Source organism: Methylocystis sp. JAN1, from assembly GCF_052186135.1.
GTDB lineage: Bacteria > Pseudomonadota > Alphaproteobacteria > Rhizobiales > Beijerinckiaceae > Methylocystis.
Genome location: NZ_CP181499.1, coordinates 259,516 through 278,391 on the forward strand (window position 1 = coordinate 259,516; position 18,876 = coordinate 278,391).

Sequence of the window (18,876 nt, forward strand, 5' to 3'; positions counted from 1 at the left end):
AGAGGGAGCAGATGGTCGCCCGCATCGACAGCGTTGATCGCGAGCGTCCCCTCTCCTGCAAAGCGGGGAGGGACAGGGAGGGGGCAAGACGCCACGCACCCGAGGAACGCCAGTGACCAAGCCGCTCCCCAATTCCTTCCGCGCCGGCCCGGACGAGAACGGCCGCTTCGGCATTTTCGGCGGCCGCTTCGTGGCCGAGACGCTCATGCCGCTCGTGCTCGATCTCGAGCAGGCTTATCAGGAGGCCAAGAACGACCCGGCCTTCCACGAAGAGCTGACGGGCCTCCACAAGCATTATGTCGGCCGCCCCTCGCCGCTCTATTTCGCCGAGCGCATCACCGAGCATGTGCGGGAGAAGGCCGGCGAGGGCGCGAATGGCGAAAAGCTGGGCGCCAAGGTCTATTTCAAGCGCGACGAGCTCAACCACACCGGCGCGCACAAGATCAACAATGTGCTCGGCCAGATCCTGCTCGCGCGCCGCATGGGCAAGAAGCGCATCATCGCCGAGACGGGCGCCGGCCAGCACGGCGTCGCGACCGCCACGGCCTGCGCGCGCTTCGGCCTGCAATGCGTGGTCTATATGGGCGCGGTCGACGTCGAGCGTCAGAAGCCCAACGTCTTCCGGATGAAGATGCTCGGCGCCGAGGTCGTGCCCGTGCAGTCCGGCGCCCGCACGCTGAAGGACGCGATGAACGAGGCGCTGCGCGACTGGGTGACGAATGTCGCCGACACCTTCTACTGCATCGGCACGGCCGCCGGCCCGCATCCCTATCCCGCCATGGTGCGGGACTTCCAGTCGATCATCGGCAATGAGACCCGGGCGCAGATGCAGGAGATGGAAGGGCGCCTGCCCGATTCGCTCGTCGCCTGCATCGGCGGCGGCTCCAACGCCATCGGCCTCTTCCACCCCTTCCTCGACGACCCCACGGTCGAAATCTATGGCGTCGAGGCGGCGGGCCACGGCATCAATGTGCCGAACGGTCACGCGGCCTCGCTCACGGGCGGGCGCCCCGGCGTGCTGCACGGCAACCGCACTTACCTCTTGATGGACGATGACGGCCAGATCCTCGAAGGCCATTCGATCTCGGCCGGACTCGATTATCCCGGCATCGGCCCGGAGCACTCCTGGCTGCACGAGACCGGCCGCGTGACCTATCTCAGCGCGACCGACAAGGAGGCGCTCGCCGCCTTCCAGCTCTGCTCCAAGCTCGAGGGCATCATCCCGGCTCTGGAGCCCTCGCACGCGCTCGCCAAGGTGCTGGAGCTGGCGCCGCAAAAGCCGCAGGACCACATCATGGTGATGAATATGTGCGGCCGCGGCGACAAGGACATCTTTACCGTCGCGGATCATCTCGGCGGGATGTGAGTCGCTTCAACCCTCTCCCGCGCGCGGGAGAAGGCAGGCGCGCGGCTCATTTATCCCCCACGCACCGCCCGGCGATCTCCCGCAAGATCTTCCCGCGCGTCTCCTCATCCTTCACGCCCGCGAGCGCCTTGCTGCGTTCCGCCTCCTGCTGCGTGCAGACGCAGGCGTCGTGGCAATAAGCCCGCGAGGCGCCTTCCGCGACGCAGCCGTTCTCGCAAGCGGCGACGAAGGCCTTGGGGTCTTCGGGCGGCGGGGCGACCATCACGAGGGCGGTGAAGACCGCGAAAAGCAGCGGCTGGTGGGCGAGGTAGATCAGCAGGCTGTGGCGGCCAAGGAAGCCCAGCCCCCTCTCCCCGCAAAGCCCGTCGAAAAACGGGCGTCTTCCAGCGCCCTTTGCGGGGAGCGGGTCAGGGGCTTGTGGCGCCAGCCAAGCGGGGGGTTGATCCGGCGTAGCGCCTTCGGCCGCGACCGTCTCAAATCTCGCCTCGTCCCTCACCCCGACCCTCTCCCGGCGAACGGGGAGAGGGAGAAGCGCGCGGGCGGCGCCCACCCCCAAGATCATCGCCCCGGCCCAGGGAAAAAACGGGCGCCAGTCCTGGGTCAGCGGCTCGGTCGTCCCCAGCCCCAGCCATTGCAGCCAATTGGCGTTGAAGGCGGGCGAGGCGAAAAAATACGGGGCCGCAAAGACCGCCGCGCCTGCGAGGATCGACGCCGGCCAGGGCGCGAAGAGGAAAGCGAGCGAGGCGAGGCTCGCCGCCGCGATGACATGCAGGACGCCAAAAAAGACGAAAGCAGATGGGAAGGCCAGATAGGTGCCGAGGCTCACGAGCCCGGCAGCGCCGGCGACGATGGCAAAGCGCCGCCAGAAAGCCCGCCAATGGATGCGCTCTTGATGCGCCAGCACGAGCGACAGGCCCGCGATGAACAGGAAGGCGAAGGCGATGGCGTGGCCGAAGGCCTTGAAGGGCGCGGACCAAGGTATAGACGCGTCAATATAGCCGAAATGGCCGAGGTCCCAGGTCAGGTGAAAGCCGACCATTGCGAGGACGGCCAGCCCGCGCGCGGCGTCGAGCGCGACATATCTGCGCCTGGAGCGCGCTGCGAAAAAGTGGGGACCGGTTTTTCGCATGGAGGCCTTTAGAGGTATCGCATCATCTGCGTCCGCGGCGATCGGTCATTTCTCGCCATGGAATTTGCCGAAGACCATGTCCGGCGCGGAAAGATTGTGACGCGAGGGCAGATGGCGCCCGACCCAGATTTCCGTGGCGCTGGCGCCGGGAAAGTCGATGACCGGCGCCTCCTCCCAGCTCTTGCCGCGCTTGGAGCGCCAGGCGACGATCGCCGCGTCGCTCATGGTCTCCATCGCGTACATGGAGCGCAGGGCCGCGAAGGGACGGCCGCCCGGCATGGCGTCGTTGAATTCCACGTCGAGCGTGAGGCGCTCCTGATCGACGCTTCTGATCGTCACCCGCGCCTCGCCGCCGCGCCGGAATTTCAGAACCAGCGTGCGCGTCTTCGGCTCGAAGGCGACCTCCTCCAGATCGACGATGGGTCGTTCCTGCGCCTCGATCGGCCCGACGAGGAAGGAAGAACCATAGGCGGTCCAGCGCATGTCCTCGAAAGGCAGCGGTCGCGCGCGCCAATAGCCGTCCGGGGGATAGAAGACCATGAACTCCTCGGCGCGCTCGCGATACCAGATCCAAAACTGGATGAGATGGAAGCCGCGCTCGACCGTGTCGCCCACGCGCACGGCGACGTCGTTCGGGCGCCAGAAGGAAGGGAAAGTGTAGCCCGTGATCCAGAATTCCGGCGTCTCGTAAAAGGTGCGGCGCCGCGCCTTCGCGAAGAATTTGGGGTCGTGCGAGAGGTCGCAGCTCGACCAGTCCGGCGCCCAGCGATCGGATACGATGGTGTTGATGTAGGAAGGATGCACCGCCTGGATCTGCATCCCGCGAATGCGCGGCGAAACGAAATCCAGTTCGATATTGTCCTTCTCGGCGCAGAGCTCCGGAACGGATCTGTTCTCGACGCGCACCTGAAGCTCTTCGGCAAGCTCCTGCGCCGTCGGTTGCGCGAAAGCCGGCGCGGCGGCGAGCGCGCCGGCGCCCAAGAGCAGTCGGCGGCGATTGATCGTCGTCGTCACAATGTGAAATCCCAAGTGTCGGAGCAGCTTTGTGACGTCTTTATTTCACCGGTCTCAGGGAGAAAACAAGGAGGGATGCGCCCGGCGGCGACTTTCGATCGAGCCAGGGGGGCGCTTCGCCGTGCGCGAGCATGGCGGCGAGACCGTTGGGAGAGGCGGCGACAAGAGCGGAGGGCCGTTTCGTGCGCGCGCACCAGACCACAAGCTCGGCCCCGGCCTTGCGCAAAATCGCCTCCGCGTCTTCCGGCGTGGCGGTGAAGGCGTCGGCGGCGATTCGGTTGCCATGATTGTCGCGGTGATAGGGCGCCGCGAAAACGCCATGCGGCGTATGCGCGAGGAGGTGGCTGCCGAGATCGAAGGAGCCGACAACGCGCGAAGCGGGCGTCGCGGCGAGCGGCGCGAAGACCTCGGGCGCGAGACAGGCGCGCCCGGCCCCGGCGTCGGGATCGTTCTTCGACGGCAAGGCGAGCGCAAGGCCCGTCGGCGAGACGACGATCGCAATGACGGCGACGAGCGCGCCGCGAAGCGCGGCGCCGGCCTCGCGGCGCTCGACCAGCGCGACGATCGCGGCCGCCAGCGGAACCATGGCGAGGGGCGTCACCGAGGTGAAGACGCGCATCTGCCACATGCCCGCCGCGGCGCCGATGGCGACGACGGCGGCGCAGACGAGCCAGCGGCGTCGCGCGAGGCCGTCGCTTTTCCAGGCGAAGCCGAGCGCGGCGGCCAGGCCGAGCGCGACCGGCGCCGCGGTGGCGACGACCATGCTCGGCGCCGTCGCGTAGAGCGAGAGAAGCGGTTTCGCCTCCACGACATGCGAAAGCCACAGGTCCCGGAGCAGCGGATCGAGTCCGCCCAGCGGATCGCCGACGCAGCTCGGAGCAATGAGAAGCGCCGCTGCGAGGGACGCGACGCCCGCCGCGCCGACGGCCGCGAGGCGCGCGGCCATCGTCGGCAAACGCGGCGCGGAGAGCGCGATTATCGCAAGCGAAGCCGCGCCGGCGAAAAGCGCGGCGATATGCACGAAAGAAAAGGCGTCGCAGGCGGAGGCGAACCACGCCGCGCGCGGATTGACCGCGGCGTAGAACGCGGGAAAGGCGACGAAACTCCCGGCGGCGAACCACAAAAGCGGCGCCGGCTCGCCGTCGATGACAAAGAGCAGCGGCAGGGCCGCGATCATGACGACGAAGAAGGGAAGGTTTTCGAGGCTGATCGCGAAGGAGAGCGCCATCAGCGCCGCCGCCGCCGCGAGGCGCCAGCTGCGCGCGGGATCGAGGCCTCCCAGAACAAGGCCAAAGGCGGCCGCGAGCGTCACGATCTGCGGCGCATGATGGTCGATGCGGCCCGGCGCGAATTGCAGGAACATCGGTCCCGAGAGCATCGTCAGCCAGACCGCCGCGCGCCGCGCGCCGGCGCCCGAGAGGAGGCCGCCGAGCCAGCCCGCGGCCGCAAGAAGCGCGGCCAGCAGCGCGAAGGGAAAAACGAGCCGCGTCGCGCGCTCGGCGTCTTCCGGGGAGAGGAATCTGGAGAAAAGGAGATCGAGCCCGGCGAGCGGAAGGTCGACGATGCGCGACCAATGCATGACGACGCCGTTCGGCGGATCGAGGCGGTTCGCGGTCAGATCGAACCAGCCTTGGCCGGCGAGAAAATCTCGCACCTGCACGGCGCGCATGGCGTCGTCGGAGTCGAAGAAGGCTCCCGTGCGCCAGACCGTCTCCGCGCGGCCGAATGTGAGCGCCGCGGCGCACAGGAGCGCGATCAGGATCACGACGCCGACAGGCGGCGACATGTCGGCCGCGTCGCGGCGGGCGATCATCGCCCGCTCATGATCGGGCGTCGCAATATCGGTCATCGTCCGTCCACGGGTTGCGCCGCTTCGCCGCGCCGGCGCTTGGAAAGTCACGCCGGCGCCGTCTTGAACAAGAGGCCCCGGCGCGTGACGAAATTGAACATGAAGACGAAGCCCGCCGTCGCGATCTTGGCGAGCGTCAGCGACAGGCCGAGTTCGCCCACGAAGACATGCATCAGGGCTTCGGTGAGGCCGAGGCCGACGACGCCCGTCGCCAGAAAGCCGAACATTTCGACGCGCGGCGCCCGCGCGCGGCGGCCCTCGAAGACGAAACGGACGCTCAGGAGATAGATGAGCGCGAGGCCTGAAAGGAAACCCGCCGCCGCCGCCTGCAGATAGCCGACGCCGAAGCCCTTGGTGAGCATCATCAGCACGCCGTAATCGAGGGCCAGCGCGAAGACGCTCGCCGCCGCATAGCGGATCATGTCGCGCAGGAAGCGCAGCAATCGCGCTGGCGTCAGCCGTCGGGCGAGCGCGCTTTGCCCTTCCGTCAGCAGCGCCATCGTCACGCCACCTTGCGCGGAACCAGCCGCTCGCTCGCCAGCGCCTCGACGGCGCCCTCGACGCCCGCCTCCGAATATTCGGCGTCTTCATTGACCTGCCAGATATCGAAGACTTCCTCGCCGCGAACGATGTTGAGCGCGGCGAGCATGCCGGTCATCATCGCATGGTCCTGATTGTTGTATTTGTGCATGCCGTTGCGGCCGATGCAGCGCAGCGTCGGGAAGCGGGACGCGATTTCGAGGCGAATCGTCTCGACATTCTGCGCATAGGTCTCGTCATAGACCGGATAGGCCTTGGCCTGACGCACGACGCAGGCGTCGTTCACGTCTTCCGGGTTCATCAAGCCGATCTGGCCGATCTCGCGCTTGGCGAGTTCGATCAGCTCCTCGTCCGGCGCAGCCCACAGGCCGTCGCCTTCGAAGCAGAAATATTCGAGGCCAAGGCAGGTCGAGACGCCGTCCGCGATCATCTCCGGCGACCAGCTTCGGAAATTTTGCACGCGGCCGACCTTCACCGACGGATCGTGGATATAGACCCAGTTGTCCGGCAACTCCTGCTGCGGACGGCCGATCAGCACCACGGTGAGGAAGTCGCGATATTTGAGGCCGCGCGCGTTGAAGAGGCTCATCGGGCGAGGCTCGACGGCGTTCATCAGATCGCGCATCGGCGCCGAAGACATGACGTTGCGCGCGAGGAAAGTCTCGACCTCGCCGCTCTCGCTTTTGGCGCGCACCGTCCAGAGCTTCGACGCTTCGTCATAGTGAAGGCCGTCCACGCTACGGCCCATGAGCAGGCGCCCGCCCATTTCCTGCATCTTGCGGGCGCAGGCTTCCCACATCATGCCGGGGCCGCGGCGCGGATAGCGGAAGGACTCGATCAGCGTCTTCGCGCCCGCCGCGTTTTTGCGCAGGCCGAGCGAACGGCGCAGGCCGTCGACGATCGCCGCGCCGAGCGAGAGGCCCTTGATGCGCTGCGCCGCCCAGTCGGCTGAAATCTCGTCGCAGCCCATGCCCCACACCTTTTCGGTGTAGGTCTTGAAGAAAATGCCGAAGAGGCGCTCGCCGAACTGGTTGCGCACCCATTGATGGAAGGTTCTGGGCTCCTTCACCGGAAACGCCTTGGCGTAGGCGAAGGACGCCATGCACAGCGCGCTCTCGAAGAGGCCGAGATTCTTCAGCGCCTCGAAAGCCTTCAGCGGATAGGCGTAGAATTTGCCCCGGTAATAGATGCGCGACAGGCGCGGCCGCTCCAGAAAGTCGTCGGGCAGGATCTCGTTCCACAGATCGACGATTTCCTTCGACTTCGAGAAGAAGCGATGGCCGCCAATGTCGAAAAGAAAGCCTTTGTAGCTCGCCGTGCGCGAAATGCCGCCGACATAGACCGGGTCCTGCTCCAGCACCAGCGCGTCGCGCCCATGTTTCGCAAGCGTATAGCCCGCCGTGAGGCCGGCAGGACCGGCCCCGATGATGATGGTTTCGATAATGTCGCCCATGCCGGCCCTGAATTCGGGCCCCGCGTCGCAGCCGGGGACCCTTGTCGCGAGCGGCCCCACAATGGCTCCGCTTTCCAGGCATTGTGGGCAAGAGCCGTTAATGGGCGGTTACGTTAAGGATAAGCTTTGGCTTCCGCGTTCACCAAGGCCGCGCCTTTTCCCGGAGCGCGTTTCCGATGGAAAATCGAAGGCGACCTCCACAGCCGCCGGCGCGCCCTCAGTAATAGGGCGCCGCGAAAGGCTCCGCCTGCCAACCGCGCACCGTGTCGCGATGCGAATGACGAATCGGGGCATAGGCCATGGCGTGGGCGTGACGGCCGTGGCGCAGGCTGGCGTAGCGTGCGGCGTTGCGATGGTGCGCCCGGGCGTAACGGGCGCCGCCCGAAGGCGGGGCGCCGGTGATCGAAATGCTGCCGCCTTCGGACTGCACGATCTCGTAAAGACGCTTGGCGTTGCCGGGCGACAGGCGGACGCAGCCATGCGAGGCCGGGCTGCCCAGCGCGCCGGTGGCGTAGGTGCCGTGGATGGCGTAGCCGCCGCGGAAGAAGATCGAATAGGGCATGGGCGACATGTGGTACTTCTTCGAATAATGCATCCGCTCCATGCCCGTCGGCGCATAGGAGCCGCGCGGCGTCGAATAGCCGGCGCGGGCGGTCGAGACCGGCCAGGCATAGCTGCCCTCGCTCGAATCGACATGCATGGTCTGGGTGGACAAATCGATGTGAATATTGGCGGTGGCGTAAGCGAGGCCGATCGAGGCGAAAAAGGCGGCCAACGCCAAAAGGGCGAGCTTCAAACGCATGACGAACTCCGACGCGAAAAACTGGAACTGCCGAGATTGTGGCGCAACCGACCCTGACCGGCAACGTAAATGAAACGGTAAGGTTGACCCGCAACGATTGGCTAAGGAGCCTGACCAAGGCGTGAAAATTCGGGCCTCCGCAGGAAAAAACCAATGCGCGCATTGACATTTGCAGCGGCGATTCTGACGCTGACGCTCGCCGGGGGGACGGCCGCCCAGGACAGGGGCACGCTCGACCCCAAGCCGCTCCCGCCGCTCGCCAACCCTTCGAACCCGTCGACGCCCGCCAAGGAGCTCTTCGGCCGCGCGCGCGAAAGCGCGCCGCTCGGTCCCGATCCGATCGGCTTCTACTCCAAGGGCTGCCTCGCCGGGGGCGAGCAATTGCCGGTCAACGGGCCGCACTGGCAGGTCATGCGCCTGTCGCGCAACCGCAACTGGGGCCATCCGGTTCTGGTGAAGTTTCTCGAAAGCTTCTCCGCAAGGGCGGCCGCCGCCTCGGGCTGGCCGGGGCTGCTCATCGGCGACATGTCGCAGCCGCGCGGCGGGCCGATGCTCACAGGCCACGCCTCCCACCAGATCGGCCTCGATGCGGACATATGGTTAACGCCGATGCCGAACCGCGAGCTGACCCGGGCCGAGCGGGAGGAGATGTCGGCGACCGACATGGTGCGCGAGGATCTGCTCGACGTGAAGTCCGACGTCTGGACGGAGGGACATCTCGCCGTGATCCGCGCCGCCGCCCAAGACCCCAAGGTGCAGCGCATCTTCGTCAACGCCGCGATCAAGCGCGCCATGTGCCGCGAGGCCGCGGGCGAGAGCTGGATGCGCAAGATCCGCCCGATGTTCGGGCATAATTACCACTTCCACATCCGTCTCTTCTGTCCCGACGGCTCGAGTTGCCGGGATCAGGACCCGACGCCCGCCGGCGACGGCTGCGACCAGTCGCTCGCCTGGTGGTTCACCGACGAGGCGCTGCATCCCAAGAAGTCGACCAAGAGCTGGCCGCCCATGACCATGGCCGCGCTGCCGGCGGCGTGCAGGGACGTGCTGAAGGCGCAGTAGAGGCTCTATGCCGCGCCGGTCCCGACGGGGCATGCCACGCCCGTGCCGCCCAGCCCGCAATAGCCGCCCGGGTTCTTGGCGAGATATTGCTGGTGGTAGCCTTCCGCGTAATAGAAGGGCGGCGCGGCTTTGATTTCGGTGGTGATCGGCCCGTATCCCGCGCGCGTCAACACCTGTTGATACGCGGTGCGGGAGGCCTCCGCAGCCGCGAGCCGCTCCGGCGTCGTCGCGTAGATCGCCGAGCGATATTGCGTGCCGACATCATTGCCCTGCCGCATGCCCTGCGTCGGATCGTGGCTCTCCCAGAAGATGCGCAGCAGCGCCTCGAAAGGGAGGACGGCCGGATAAAAGACGACGCGGACGACTTCGGCATGGCCGGTGCGGCCCGAGCAGACGTCCTCATAGGTCGCGTTCTTCGTCGTCCCGCCCGCATAGCCGACGGCGGTGACGTAAACGCCCTCCCCCGCCTGCCAGAACTTGCGCTCCGCGCCCCAGAAGCAGCCCATGCCGAACAGAACCTCCTCGGTCCCGAGCGGAAAGGGCGGATCGAGCGGATGGCCGTTGACGAAATGGCTGACGCCGTGCGGGACTGCCTCCGCGCGGTCGGGGATGGGGCCGAGCCGGCGGGCGAGATCGAGCTTGTCGAAGATGGACATGGCGCAAAGATAAGGCGCGTCTCAGCGGCGCCAATAGCGATTCGTCGCCTCCTGCTTATGGCTGAAAATGATCAGCAGCGCGCCGAGCCCTCCAAGCGCGACGCTGACCGGCAGCAGCATCAGCGTCGTCAGCATCGGGTCCCAAAGAAAGGCCGATTTGGCCGACACGCTCGCCTCCAGCCCGTTATAGAGGCCGGGGAAGGCCTCGGACGCGCCGCGGCGCAGCGTGGTGACCATCAGCCCGCCGCCGGCGATCGAGCGCGTGCCGTCGACGATCAGCGCCATGAAGCCGACCGCCAGCAGCAGAAATCCGAGGAATCGCGTGAGAAGGCGCAACATCGGCGTAAAGATAAGCGCATGATTTCCGGCTGTCCACGCAGGGCGCGCCGCGCGTTGGGGCCGCGAAATCATGCGCCTTGGGGAAGCGTTAACCTTAATGGGTTCTGATCGGCGCCTGAGACCGGAAGATGCGAACGGGCAACGCAATTTCCGCTTGGGTTCAAAGGGGCCGCGCGCCCCGCCGGAAATGACAATGCGCCATCGTAATCAGTCCCATCATTTCGTCGACGCGTCCGGCGATTTCATCCTTCAGGTGTCGCGCGGCCACAAGAGCCGCAATTTCCGGCTCTCGCCCGCAGCCCTTGCCGCCGCCGGCGCCGTCGTCGGCCTCGCCGCGACCGCCATCGTCGGCGCCGCCGGCTATCTGATGTTCCGCGACGAGCTGCTTGCGAGCCTCCTCGAGCGCCAGACCCAGATGCAATACGCCTATGAGGACAGGATCGCCGCCCTGCGCCTGCGCCTCGACCAGGTCGCCAGCCGCCAGTTCATCGATCAGGACGGCGTCGAGGGGAAGGTCCAAAGCCTCGTGATGCGACAGGCGCAATTGGAGACGCGCGCCGCCGTCGTCGCCCAGCTCCTCGAGCGGACCATATCGCGCGACGCGGGCGTCACGCAGCTTCCGCCGGCGCCCCGCGCAGCGGAGGCGGCGCCCGCATCGGCGCTCAACGCCCTCAAGGCCGGGCTGCCTTTCGCCAAGGCTCCCGTGGCCGCGCGAGCGACGCCGAACACGCCGAAAGGCGCGCTGGAGGAGGCGCCGCTGGGCTATGCCGGCAAGCCGGAGCCCGAGGGGCTCGATCTGCGGCTCGGCGACGACCCGAAGCCGCTGCCGCTCGCCCCGCCCAACGCCGCGCCCAAGCGCGAAGGACTCGTGCCGATCGACACCTCCCAGGCTGCGCCGGCCGCGTCGACGGCGACCCTCGCGCATGCGGCCGATCCCGGCGCCCCCATGCCGGCGCGGCTGGAAAGCCTCGCAAGGTCGCTCGACCGCATCGAGCGCGACCAGGCCCGCCGCCTCTCCGGCATCGTCCGCCCCGCCATAGAGGCCGCGACCCGATTGCGTCACGCCTTCGACATCGCCGGCCTGCCGGTGGAGCGCTTCATCCCCGGGAGCCGCGAGAGCCGCGGCAAGGATGCGAGCCTCGCCGTCGGCGGCCCCTTCGTCGCGGCGACGCCCAAGGCGATGGACGGGCTTTTCGAGCGCGACCTCGCCGCCGCGCAGACCGCCGTCGCGACGCTCGACGGCTTGCGCCGCGCCTTGCCCATGACGCCGCTGCGCAAGCCGCTTGCGGGCGAATTGCAGATGACCTCGACCTTCGGCTATCGCACCGACCCCTTCTTCGGCCGGCCCGCGCTGCATAGCGGCGTGGATCTGCGCGAGGAATATGGAGCCGCCGTCAAGGCCACGGCCGCCGGAACCGTCAGCGTCGCCGGCCCGCAGGGCGGCTACGGCAATCTTGTCGAGATCGACCATGGCGGCGGACTGTCGACCCGCTACGGCCACCTCTCGGCGATCCATGTCGTTGCGGGCCAGCAGGTCGCGCCCGGCGCGGTCGTCGGCCGCGTCGGTTCGACGGGCCGCTCCACCGGGCCGCATCTCCATTATGAAGTGCGCATGGACGGCGAGGCCGTCGACCCGTCGCGCTTCCTGAAGGCTGCGTCGGCGCTGGGCGGCATTATCCAGTAGATACGGATATTGACAATCATCGCGCCGAGTGGAACGTTGCAGCCCATGGCGACGACCAAGGTCTTCAAATCCGGCAACAGCCTCGCGGTGCGCCTGCCCCGCGAGATCGCTTTTCCCGAAGGCGCGGAGGTCGTCGTGACCCGGCAGGGCGAGAGCCTCATGATCACGCCGGCGCGGCTCGACATGAAGACGATCGTCGCCCGCCTCTCCCTCGCGCCGCCGCCGCTCGTGGAGCGCCTGGAGTTCAAGCCGCCGAAGCGCGACTGGGCGGCGGGCGACTAATGGCGCGCTACCTCCTCGACGCCACGACCGTCTTCGCCGTCGCGAGCGGCGAGATGGCCACGCTCGCCAAGCTCTCGCGCCTTTCGGTCGGCGACGTGGCCATTTCGGCGATCGTCTATAGCGAGCTGCTGAGCGCGATGGCGAGCGGCAAGGGCGCCCGGCTTATCGAGAATATTGCGCTGCTGGGACAAAATATCGACATTCTGCCCTTCGACCGGAAGGCGGCCGAGACCTTCGGCGAAATGCTGCGCCGCGTCGAGCCGAAGCGCCGCCGGATGCTGGACCGCATGGTCGCCGCCCAGGCCATCGCGGAAGGACGCACCCTCGTCACCCTCGCGCCGCAGGATTTCGCGGACCTTCCCGGCCTCGTGCTGGAAAACTGGGGCGCCTGAGGATCAGCGTCCCTCCGTTCGGGCGTAGCCGGGCCAGCAGACCCGATCCTCGATCACAAGCCGCGCCTCCGTATCCTTCACGAACCAGTCGGGCGCTTTCTCGGCTCGGGCGAGATAGTTCGAAAGCAGGGAGCCGGGCGTGATCTTGTCCGTCGCGGTGAGCAGGTTGCAGTCATTGATGGCGTAGCTCGGGTCCAGGAGACCACGGCGGATTTCGAAGAAACCGGTGAAGGCCGAGAGCAGAATCACGGCGGTCGCGGCCGTCCCCGGCGCGACGCCGCGATCCATGCGCGATTGCGCCATGCCGCAAAAGCCGAAGGCCAGGATGAACCAGGGCGCCAGCGCGCAGCGCATGGTCATGTCGTTCTCGTAGATCGTCACGCCGATCCGGTAGAAGGGCATGACGACGAGGAGCGCGATGGCGAGGCCGACCGCGCCTTTTTCCCACTCGGCGACCTCCGACCAGCGGGCGATCAGAATCCAGGCCTGCGGCAGGCCGAAGACGAGCAGCAGGGCGTACCAGAACCAGAAATCCTCGCGCAGGAACAGCCATTCGCGGGTGACGCGGCCGGCGTCGAGGCTGAGGAAAAAGGCGAGCGGGACCAGAAGCAGCGCCGCCGCGAAGGCGAGCGCGTTGCGCCTGTCGAGCAAGCCCCATGAGAGATTGCGCGCGCCCCGCCAGACGAGGAAAGGCGCTGCGCCGATCATGGCGAGCGGCGACCAGAACAGCAGGACGAGGAAGGCGAGGGCAAGATAGGCGATGTCGATCTCGCGCCTGATTTCGAGGAAGAGCAGGACCGCGAAAATCCAGGCCGCGAGCGCGTGATTGGGCGCCCAGAAGAAGGACGGGATCTGGCCCCAATAGAAGACCAGCTTGTTCCAGAACATCAGATGCGGCTGAAGCGCGAACGCGCCGCTCTCGAAGGACTCGATGTAGTTCTGGACGAGGCGAGGAAGGATGTCGACCGGGCTGAACAGCATCAGGAGCGCGAGGAAGCGGAAGGCCGAGCCGCCCGCGAGCCGCGCCGAGAAATAGAGAATCGTCCCGAGCAGGAAGGCGTTCTGCGCCATAAGCGCGTAATGGGCCGCATGAAGGCCCTGGCTCCAGCCGATGAGCGCCGGCGCCATATACATGCCGAGCGGCGCGCGCAGAAGGAAGTCGCCGCCCTGATAATGATAGAAGACCGGATATTTGTTCAGCGTGACGTCGGCGAGCACGGCGTCGCGGAAGAACCAGTCATAGGGGCTGAAAAAGAAATGTCCCTCGCCGCTGACGAAGCACAGCGCGAGGGCGCCGGCGAGGCAGCCCCCATAGAGCCGCCAATCGACGCGCGCGGAAAGAAGCGCGCCGGGCGCGAAACCGGTGGAGAGGAGAAAAGCGAGAAGCCCCGAGGCGCCGAAAAGCGCGAGCGCCGGCGCGGGCTCGATGCGCGAAGCGAAGATCGCAAGCGGCAGGACGACGGCGAGAAGCAGGGCGGAAAGCAGCCTTGCGTTGGAAATATCGAGCGCCGCCGAGGCGGCGGACCAACGCGGAAGGGAAAGCTGCTCGTGAGACATGCGCCACCGGTAAGAAAGGGGCGCGTGGAAACTGCGACGCGCGCCTGAATAAACAGAGCGCGGATCGTAGGGGTGATTGATTTCGATTGTCTTGAAGGGTGGCGCGCGGCCCCCTCCCTGTCCCTCTCCCGCGAAAGCGGGGGAGGGACAGGGAAGGGCCTTGCCTACTCCACGTCCTCGACCTTCTCCGGCCCGCCGCCATAGATGCGCTGGGCCAGCGAGGCCTGCATGAAGTCGTCGAGATCGCCGTCGAGCACTTCCTGCGGCGTGCCGGAAGTGACGCCGGTGCGCAGGTCCTTCACGAGCTGATAGGGCTGCAGAACGTAGGAGCGGATCTGGTGGCCCCAGCCAATGTCGGTCTTGCTGGCGGCCGCCTTGTTGGCCTCCGCCTCGCGCTTTTCGAGCTCCAGCTCATAGAGGCGGGCGCGCAGCATGTTCCAGGCCGTGGCGCGGTTCTTATGCTGGGAGCGCTCGGCCTGACAGGCGACGACGATGCCGGTCGGGATATGGGTGATGCGGATGGCCGAATCCGTCGTATTGACGTGCTGGCCGCCCGCGCCGGAGGATCTATACGTGTCGATACGGCAGTCCGACTCGTTGATGTTCACCTCGATCCGGTCATCCACCACCGGATAGACCCAGACCGACGCGAAGCTCGTATGGCGGCGGGCGTTCGAGTCGAAGGGGGAGATGCGCACGAGGCGATGCACGCCCGACTCGGTCTTGGCCCAGCCATGGGCGTTGTGGCCCTTGACCAGCAGCGTGCCGGACTTGATGCCCGCCTCTTCGCCGGCCGTCTCCTCGATCACCTCGACCTTGAACTTCTTGCGCTCGGCCCAGCGGGCGTACATGCGGAAGAGCATGCGCGCCCAGTCCTGGCTTTCGGTGCCGCCGGCGCCCGAGTGAATTTCGATGAAGGTGTCGTTGGCGTCGGCCTCGCCCGAGAACAGCGCCTCGATCTGGCGGGTCTGCGCTTCCTTGAGCACGGCCTTGAGCGCCTCGACGCCCTCCTTCTCCGTGTCCGCGTCGCCGGCCTCTTCGCCCAGCTCGACGAGCGTCACCGCATCGTCGAGGTCGCGCGCGAGCTTGTCGACCGCCCCCATCTGCTCTTCGAGCTGGGTGCGTTCGCGCATGAGCTTTTGCGCTTCTTCGGGATCGTTCCAGAAACCGGGGTCTTCCGCCTTGACGTTCAACTCGGCGAGACGGCGGGTCGCGGTCTCGACGTCAAAGATGCCTCCTCAGCAGCCCCACCGACTGCTCGATCTGTTCTTTGAGCGCAAGCGGCTCGGCGCGCATGGACGTTCTTTCGGTCTGGCGGGAGCGGCGCTCCCTTAAAGCGGGCGGAACCTATTCGGCGCGGAGGCGCATGTAAAGGACGCGCGTCAGTATCCCCCAGGGCGAGCAGGTGAATGACCATCTTGGAGGTTAGCCGCCCCATGCCTCCCCTTTACGGGGAGGTCGGCGGTCGATTGCCCTGGTCAGTATCCCCCCTCCGCCGGGGGCGGCGGCGGAGCGTCGCGCGGCCGGCTTTCCTCGGAGCCCTCCGAGTCGGTCAGGCCCCAACGGCGCATCAGCAACAGAATGGCCCCTGCCGCCACGACGCAGACGACGGTGGCGTAGACAACGCCCTCGTCACTCTCGGCGAAAGGCAGGTTCTTCAGATTCATCCCGAAGAAGCCGGTGACGAAGGTCGCCGGCAGCAGCAGGGTCGTCACAACCGTCAGCACATAGAGCCGGTCGTTGGTTTCGAGGTTCAGGATCGCGTTCAGCTCGTCCTGCAGCAGGCGGGCGCGGTCCTGCAGGGCCTGAATGTCGCGCCCGAGCGATTCCGTATGCTGCACAAGCCGCGCCGCCATTTCGCGCAGCTCGTTGTCCCGCGCATCGTCGGGGTCGTCGTCTATGTCCTCGAGCCGCGCGAGCGTCGAGACGAGGCCGCCGACCTGGCGGGCGAGGCGCACGGCGTCGCGCCTTCCGGCGCCCAGCACCGGCCGGGCCTTGCGCCCGCACCCGTCGATGATGAGATCCTCGGTGCGGTCGAAAGCGGCGCCGACCTCATTGGCCATGCGGCTCAGCTCGTCGACGAGATGGGTCGCCATGAGCTCGAAGAGCGCAAGCGGCGATTCGGCCGAGGTTCCCCGTCCGATGGCCACGCGCGCCGCCTCGACGCAGCTCATGGGGCGCCGGCGCACCGTGACGACGAAGCGCTCGCCAATCGCGAAGCGCAGGAAATCCGTGCGCGAGGCCGGGCCGGCGAGCGTGCGCTCCTGGTCGAGCAGAGCTCCGCTCAACAGCCCTTCGGAATATTCGAGATATTGGTGGTCCAGCCGGTCGCAGAGCGCCTCTCGGGCGCTGCCGGAGAGGACAGCGAGGCGGCCGATGACGGGCCGCGCGCGCACGTCGGTCAAATCCATATGCAGCCAGACGAAGCCCTCCGGGGTCTGGCCCAGCGTCTCGACATCCGCCGCATTCCCGGGCTCGGCGCGTCCCTGCGCGTCGAAGCGGATGATCCAGAGACAGCCGGGTATGCCGGGGTGGAGCGCGTCTTTAAGTCGGTCCGGGATCATGGTCTGCGCTTCGGTTGATCCGCTCTATGTCACGCCGCCCGTTTTCACTTTCGCGAGCCCCCGCTCCTAAGACATGCGGAAACATGACAGGCGGATGACGGCTCAGCCGCCTTCCGTCGTCGCCAAGAGCGATGGCGAAACCGTAATCGGCTATGCGTCTCAGACGCCGACCTTCTGCTCCAGCCGGCGCACCCGCGCCTCGAGATCGCTGATGAGCGCGCCATGGCCGGGCACGGCGGAATGATACTCCACCACCGCGCGCCGCATGCCGACGATCTGCTCGCGCGTCGCCTTGTGCTCCGCGTCGTTCTTCGCCTGCATGGCGAGAAGGTCGGACGCCACATCGGCGCGCAGCGAGTGCATGTCGCTCTTGAGTTCGCTGCGCAGCGCATTGATCTCGCCGAGAAGCCCGACGCGCGTATCCGCCACGTCGGCGCGGAGTCCCCGCAGCAGTTCAAGAACGAGATTATCCGGTTCGTCGGCCATGGCTTAAGCTTACTACGCCAACCGCGTCACGTCATCACCACATTCACCGCGCTCTCGGGCAGCTCCTTGCCGAAACAGCGCTGGTAGAATTCGGCGACCAGCGGGCGCTCCAGCTCGTCGCATTTGTTCAGGAAGGTGAGGCGGAAGGCGAAGCCGACATCGTTGAAGATGTCGGCGTTCTCGGCCCAGGTGATGACCGTGCGCGGGCTCATCACCGTCGAGAGGTCGCCGGCCATGAAGGCGTTGCGGGTGAGGTCGGCGACGCGCACCATCTTGTCGGCGACGGCGCGGCTTTCCTTGCTCGCGCCGTAGGACTTCACCTTGGCGACGACGATGTTCGTCTCCGCGTCATGCGACAGATAGTTGAGCGTCGTCACGATGGACCAGCGGTCCATCTGCGCCTGATTGATCTGCTGGACGCCGTGATAGAGGCCCGACGTGTCGCCGAGGCCGACCGTGTTGGCGGTGGCGAACAGGCGGAAGGCGGGATGCGGGCGAATGACGCGGTTCTGGTCCAGGAGCGTCAGACGGCCCGACACTTCCAGCACGCGCTGGATGACGAACATCACGTCCGGGCGGCCCGCGTCATATTCGTCGAAACAGAGCGCGACATTGTGCTGGACCGCCCAGGGCAGGATGCCGTCGCGGAACTCCGTGACCTGCTTGCCGTCCTTGAGCACGATCGCGTCCTTGCCGACGAGGTCGATGCGGGAGATATGGCTGTCGAGATTGACGCGCACGAAAGGCCAGTTGAGCCGCGCCGCCACCTGCTCGATATGGGTCGACTTTCCGGTGCCGTGATAGCCCGTGACCATCACGCGGCGGTTCTTCGCGAAGCCCGCGAGAATGGCGAGCGTCGTCTGGCGGTCGAAGAGATAATCGGGGTCGATGTCCGGCACATGCTCGTTGCGCTCGGAGAAGGCCGGCGCAATGAGATCCGTGTCGATACCGAAAACCTCGCGCGCCGGAACCTTGATGTCCGGAACGCTTTCGAGGCCCGAGCCGGATTTAACTTCTTCGACCAAAATCGTCCTCCGTCTGGCGGGCGGGCAATCGGCGTCGACGACGCAAGCGTCAGACGAGCCGCGCGGCCCTCAGCGTCTTATAGGCATGGATGATTTCCCGCAATTTCTCCTCGCGGGAACGATCGCCGCCATTGGCGTCGGGGTGGTGACGCTTGACGAGATCCTTATAGCGCGCCCGGATGGCCTCCGGTCCAGCGGTTTCGTCGAGGCCGAGCGCCTCGAAGGCGCGCATGGTCACGGGTGAATGGCGCGGCTGCTTCTTCTCGGCGGAGCGGCGATGATAGCGGGCGCGATACATGCCGAGCGGATCGCCGGTCGGGCCGCCCTCCTCGCGAAAGCCCGCCTGTCCCCGGCGCGTGCCCATGGCCCAGGTCGGGCGATGGCCGACGGTCGCGTCCTTCATGTAGCGGGCGACGTCGGCGTCGTTCATCCCGTTGAAATAGTTGTAGGTCGCGTTGTATTCGCGGACGTGGTCGAGGCAAAAGCAGAAATATTGCCCCTCGCGCAGCCTGCCCATGGGGGCGCGATAGGCGCCTTCCGCCTCGCAGCCGGGCGAATCGCATTTGATCCCGGTCTCGCGCTTCTCCTCGCGCGGCTGACGCTGCGCTCTGATCCGGTCGAAGAGGGGCGAATTGAGGTTCATTTCATTCCATTATGATGGCGGCGGCCTCCGCCG

19 protein-coding genes are annotated in these 18,876 nt (G+C 66.7%); 5 read left to right on the forward strand and 14 right to left on the reverse strand.

What is annotated here, in order from left to right; genetic code table 11:
• Positions 1 to 112: 112 nt before the first annotated feature.
• A complete protein-coding gene (gene trpB, locus ACNHKD_RS01200; protein ID WP_442755311.1) occupies positions 113 to 1,366 on the forward strand; it encodes a tryptophan synthase subunit beta in 1,254 nt (417 codons plus the stop codon).
• Positions 1,367 to 1,412: 46 nt separating this feature from the next.
• Here the strand turns inward: trpB and ACNHKD_RS01205 are convergent, their stop codons facing one another.
• The 6 genes from ACNHKD_RS01205 to ACNHKD_RS01230 form a co-directional block, all read right to left on the reverse strand.
• On the reverse strand, positions 1,413 to 2,495 hold the full coding sequence (locus ACNHKD_RS01205; RefSeq protein ID WP_442755312.1) for a heparan-alpha-glucosaminide N-acetyltransferase domain-containing protein: 1,083 nt from the start codon (positions 2,493 to 2,495) through the stop codon (positions 1,413 to 1,415).
• A gap of 45 nt (positions 2,496 to 2,540) precedes the next feature.
• Positions 2,541 to 3,509 carry a hypothetical protein gene (locus ACNHKD_RS01210; RefSeq protein WP_442755313.1) on the reverse strand — a complete coding sequence of 323 codons (969 nt, stop codon included), beginning with the start codon at positions 3,507 to 3,509 and terminating at the stop codon, positions 2,541 to 2,543.
• A 40-nt stretch (positions 3,510 to 3,549) separates the two neighbouring features.
• Positions 3,550 to 5,358, reverse strand: coding sequence for a hypothetical protein (locus ACNHKD_RS01215; protein ID WP_442755314.1), 1,809 nt, complete (start codon positions 5,356 to 5,358; stop codon positions 3,550 to 3,552).
• A 47-nt stretch (positions 5,359 to 5,405) separates the two neighbouring features.
• Positions 5,406 to 5,858, reverse strand: coding sequence for a GtrA family protein (locus ACNHKD_RS01220; RefSeq protein WP_442755315.1), 453 nt, complete (start codon positions 5,856 to 5,858; stop codon positions 5,406 to 5,408).
• A 2-nt stretch (positions 5,859 to 5,860) separates the two neighbouring features.
• Positions 5,861 to 7,351 (reverse strand): NAD(P)/FAD-dependent oxidoreductase, encoded by a 1,491-nt coding sequence (locus ACNHKD_RS01225; RefSeq protein ID WP_442756806.1) that lies wholly within the window; start codon positions 7,349 to 7,351, stop codon positions 5,861 to 5,863.
• Positions 7,352 to 7,568: 217 nt separating this feature from the next.
• The gene (locus ACNHKD_RS01230; protein ID WP_442755316.1) at positions 7,569 to 8,153 is read right to left on the reverse strand and encodes a L,D-transpeptidase; all 585 of its coding nucleotides are present in this window, start codon (positions 8,151 to 8,153) and stop codon (positions 7,569 to 7,571) included.
• Between the two features lie 153 nt (positions 8,154 to 8,306).
• On the opposite strand from ACNHKD_RS01230, the gene mepA reads away from it, so the two are divergent.
• On the forward strand, positions 8,307 to 9,215 hold the full coding sequence (mepA, locus tag ACNHKD_RS01235) for a penicillin-insensitive murein endopeptidase (RefSeq protein ID WP_442755317.1): 909 nt from the start codon (positions 8,307 to 8,309) through the stop codon (positions 9,213 to 9,215).
• Between the two features lie 5 nt (positions 9,216 to 9,220).
• Here mepA and msrA read toward each other — a convergent pair whose 3' ends face one another.
• Both msrA and ACNHKD_RS01245 read right to left on the reverse strand, forming a co-directional pair.
• Positions 9,221 to 9,871 (reverse strand): peptide-methionine (S)-S-oxide reductase MsrA, encoded by a 651-nt coding sequence (msrA, locus tag ACNHKD_RS01240; protein ID WP_442755318.1) that lies wholly within the window; start codon positions 9,869 to 9,871, stop codon positions 9,221 to 9,223.
• A 21-nt stretch (positions 9,872 to 9,892) separates the two neighbouring features.
• Positions 9,893 to 10,210, reverse strand: a complete 318-nt coding sequence (locus ACNHKD_RS01245) for a hypothetical protein (RefSeq protein ID WP_442755319.1) — start codon at positions 10,208 to 10,210, stop codon at positions 9,893 to 9,895.
• 193 nt (positions 10,211 to 10,403) lie between these two features.
• Between ACNHKD_RS01245 and ACNHKD_RS01250 the strand changes: the two genes are divergently transcribed.
• The 3 genes from ACNHKD_RS01250 to ACNHKD_RS01260 are packed head-to-tail and all read left to right on the forward strand — an operon-like array spanning position 10,404 to position 12,568.
• Entirely contained in the window at positions 10,404 to 11,894 is a 1,491-nt protein-coding gene (locus tag ACNHKD_RS01250) for a peptidoglycan DD-metalloendopeptidase family protein (RefSeq protein ID WP_442755320.1), read from the forward strand.
• 45 nt (positions 11,895 to 11,939) lie between these two features.
• Positions 11,940 to 12,176, forward strand: a complete 237-nt coding sequence (locus tag ACNHKD_RS01255) for an antitoxin (RefSeq protein WP_442755321.1) — start codon at positions 11,940 to 11,942, stop codon at positions 12,174 to 12,176.
• The gene (locus ACNHKD_RS01260) at positions 12,176 to 12,568 is read left to right on the forward strand and encodes a PIN domain-containing protein (RefSeq protein ID WP_442755322.1); all 393 of its coding nucleotides are present in this window, start codon (positions 12,176 to 12,178) and stop codon (positions 12,566 to 12,568) included. Before ACNHKD_RS01255 ends, ACNHKD_RS01260 begins: the two co-directional genes overlap by 1 nt.
• A 3-nt stretch (positions 12,569 to 12,571) precedes the next feature.
• On the opposite strand, the gene ACNHKD_RS01265 is transcribed toward ACNHKD_RS01260, so the two are convergent.
• From ACNHKD_RS01265 to ACNHKD_RS01290, 6 genes are all read right to left on the reverse strand, one after another.
• Positions 12,572 to 14,125, reverse strand: a complete 1,554-nt coding sequence (locus ACNHKD_RS01265) for a hypothetical protein (RefSeq protein ID WP_442755323.1) — start codon at positions 14,123 to 14,125, stop codon at positions 12,572 to 12,574.
• Between the two features lie 164 nt (positions 14,126 to 14,289).
• Positions 14,290 to 15,421, reverse strand: a protein-coding gene (gene prfB / locus ACNHKD_RS01270; RefSeq protein WP_442755324.1) for a peptide chain release factor 2 whose coding sequence is annotated in 2 segments (ribosomal slippage) — positions 14,290 to 15,351 and positions 15,353 to 15,421 — 1,131 coding nt in all. Because the reading frame shifts where the segments join, the coding sequence is not laid out codon by codon here.
• A 182-nt stretch (positions 15,422 to 15,603) separates the two neighbouring features.
• Positions 15,604 to 16,689, reverse strand: a complete 1,086-nt coding sequence (locus ACNHKD_RS01275) for a CorA family divalent cation transporter (RefSeq protein WP_442755325.1) — start codon at positions 16,687 to 16,689, stop codon at positions 15,604 to 15,606.
• A 159-nt stretch (positions 16,690 to 16,848) separates the two neighbouring features.
• Positions 16,849 to 17,175 carry a hypothetical protein gene (locus tag ACNHKD_RS01280; protein ID WP_442755326.1) on the reverse strand — a complete coding sequence of 109 codons (327 nt, stop codon included), beginning with the start codon at positions 17,173 to 17,175 and terminating at the stop codon, positions 16,849 to 16,851.
• A 26-nt stretch (positions 17,176 to 17,201) separates the two neighbouring features.
• The gene (cobS, locus tag ACNHKD_RS01285; RefSeq protein WP_442755327.1) at positions 17,202 to 18,200 is read right to left on the reverse strand and encodes a cobaltochelatase subunit CobS; all 999 of its coding nucleotides are present in this window, start codon (positions 18,198 to 18,200) and stop codon (positions 17,202 to 17,204) included.
• Between the two features lie 49 nt (positions 18,201 to 18,249).
• Positions 18,250 to 18,843: a J domain-containing protein gene (locus tag ACNHKD_RS01290; RefSeq protein WP_442755328.1), complete on the reverse strand. Its 594-nt coding sequence runs from the start codon at positions 18,841 to 18,843 to the stop codon at positions 18,250 to 18,252.
• Between the last annotated feature and the right edge of the window lie 33 nt (positions 18,844 to 18,876).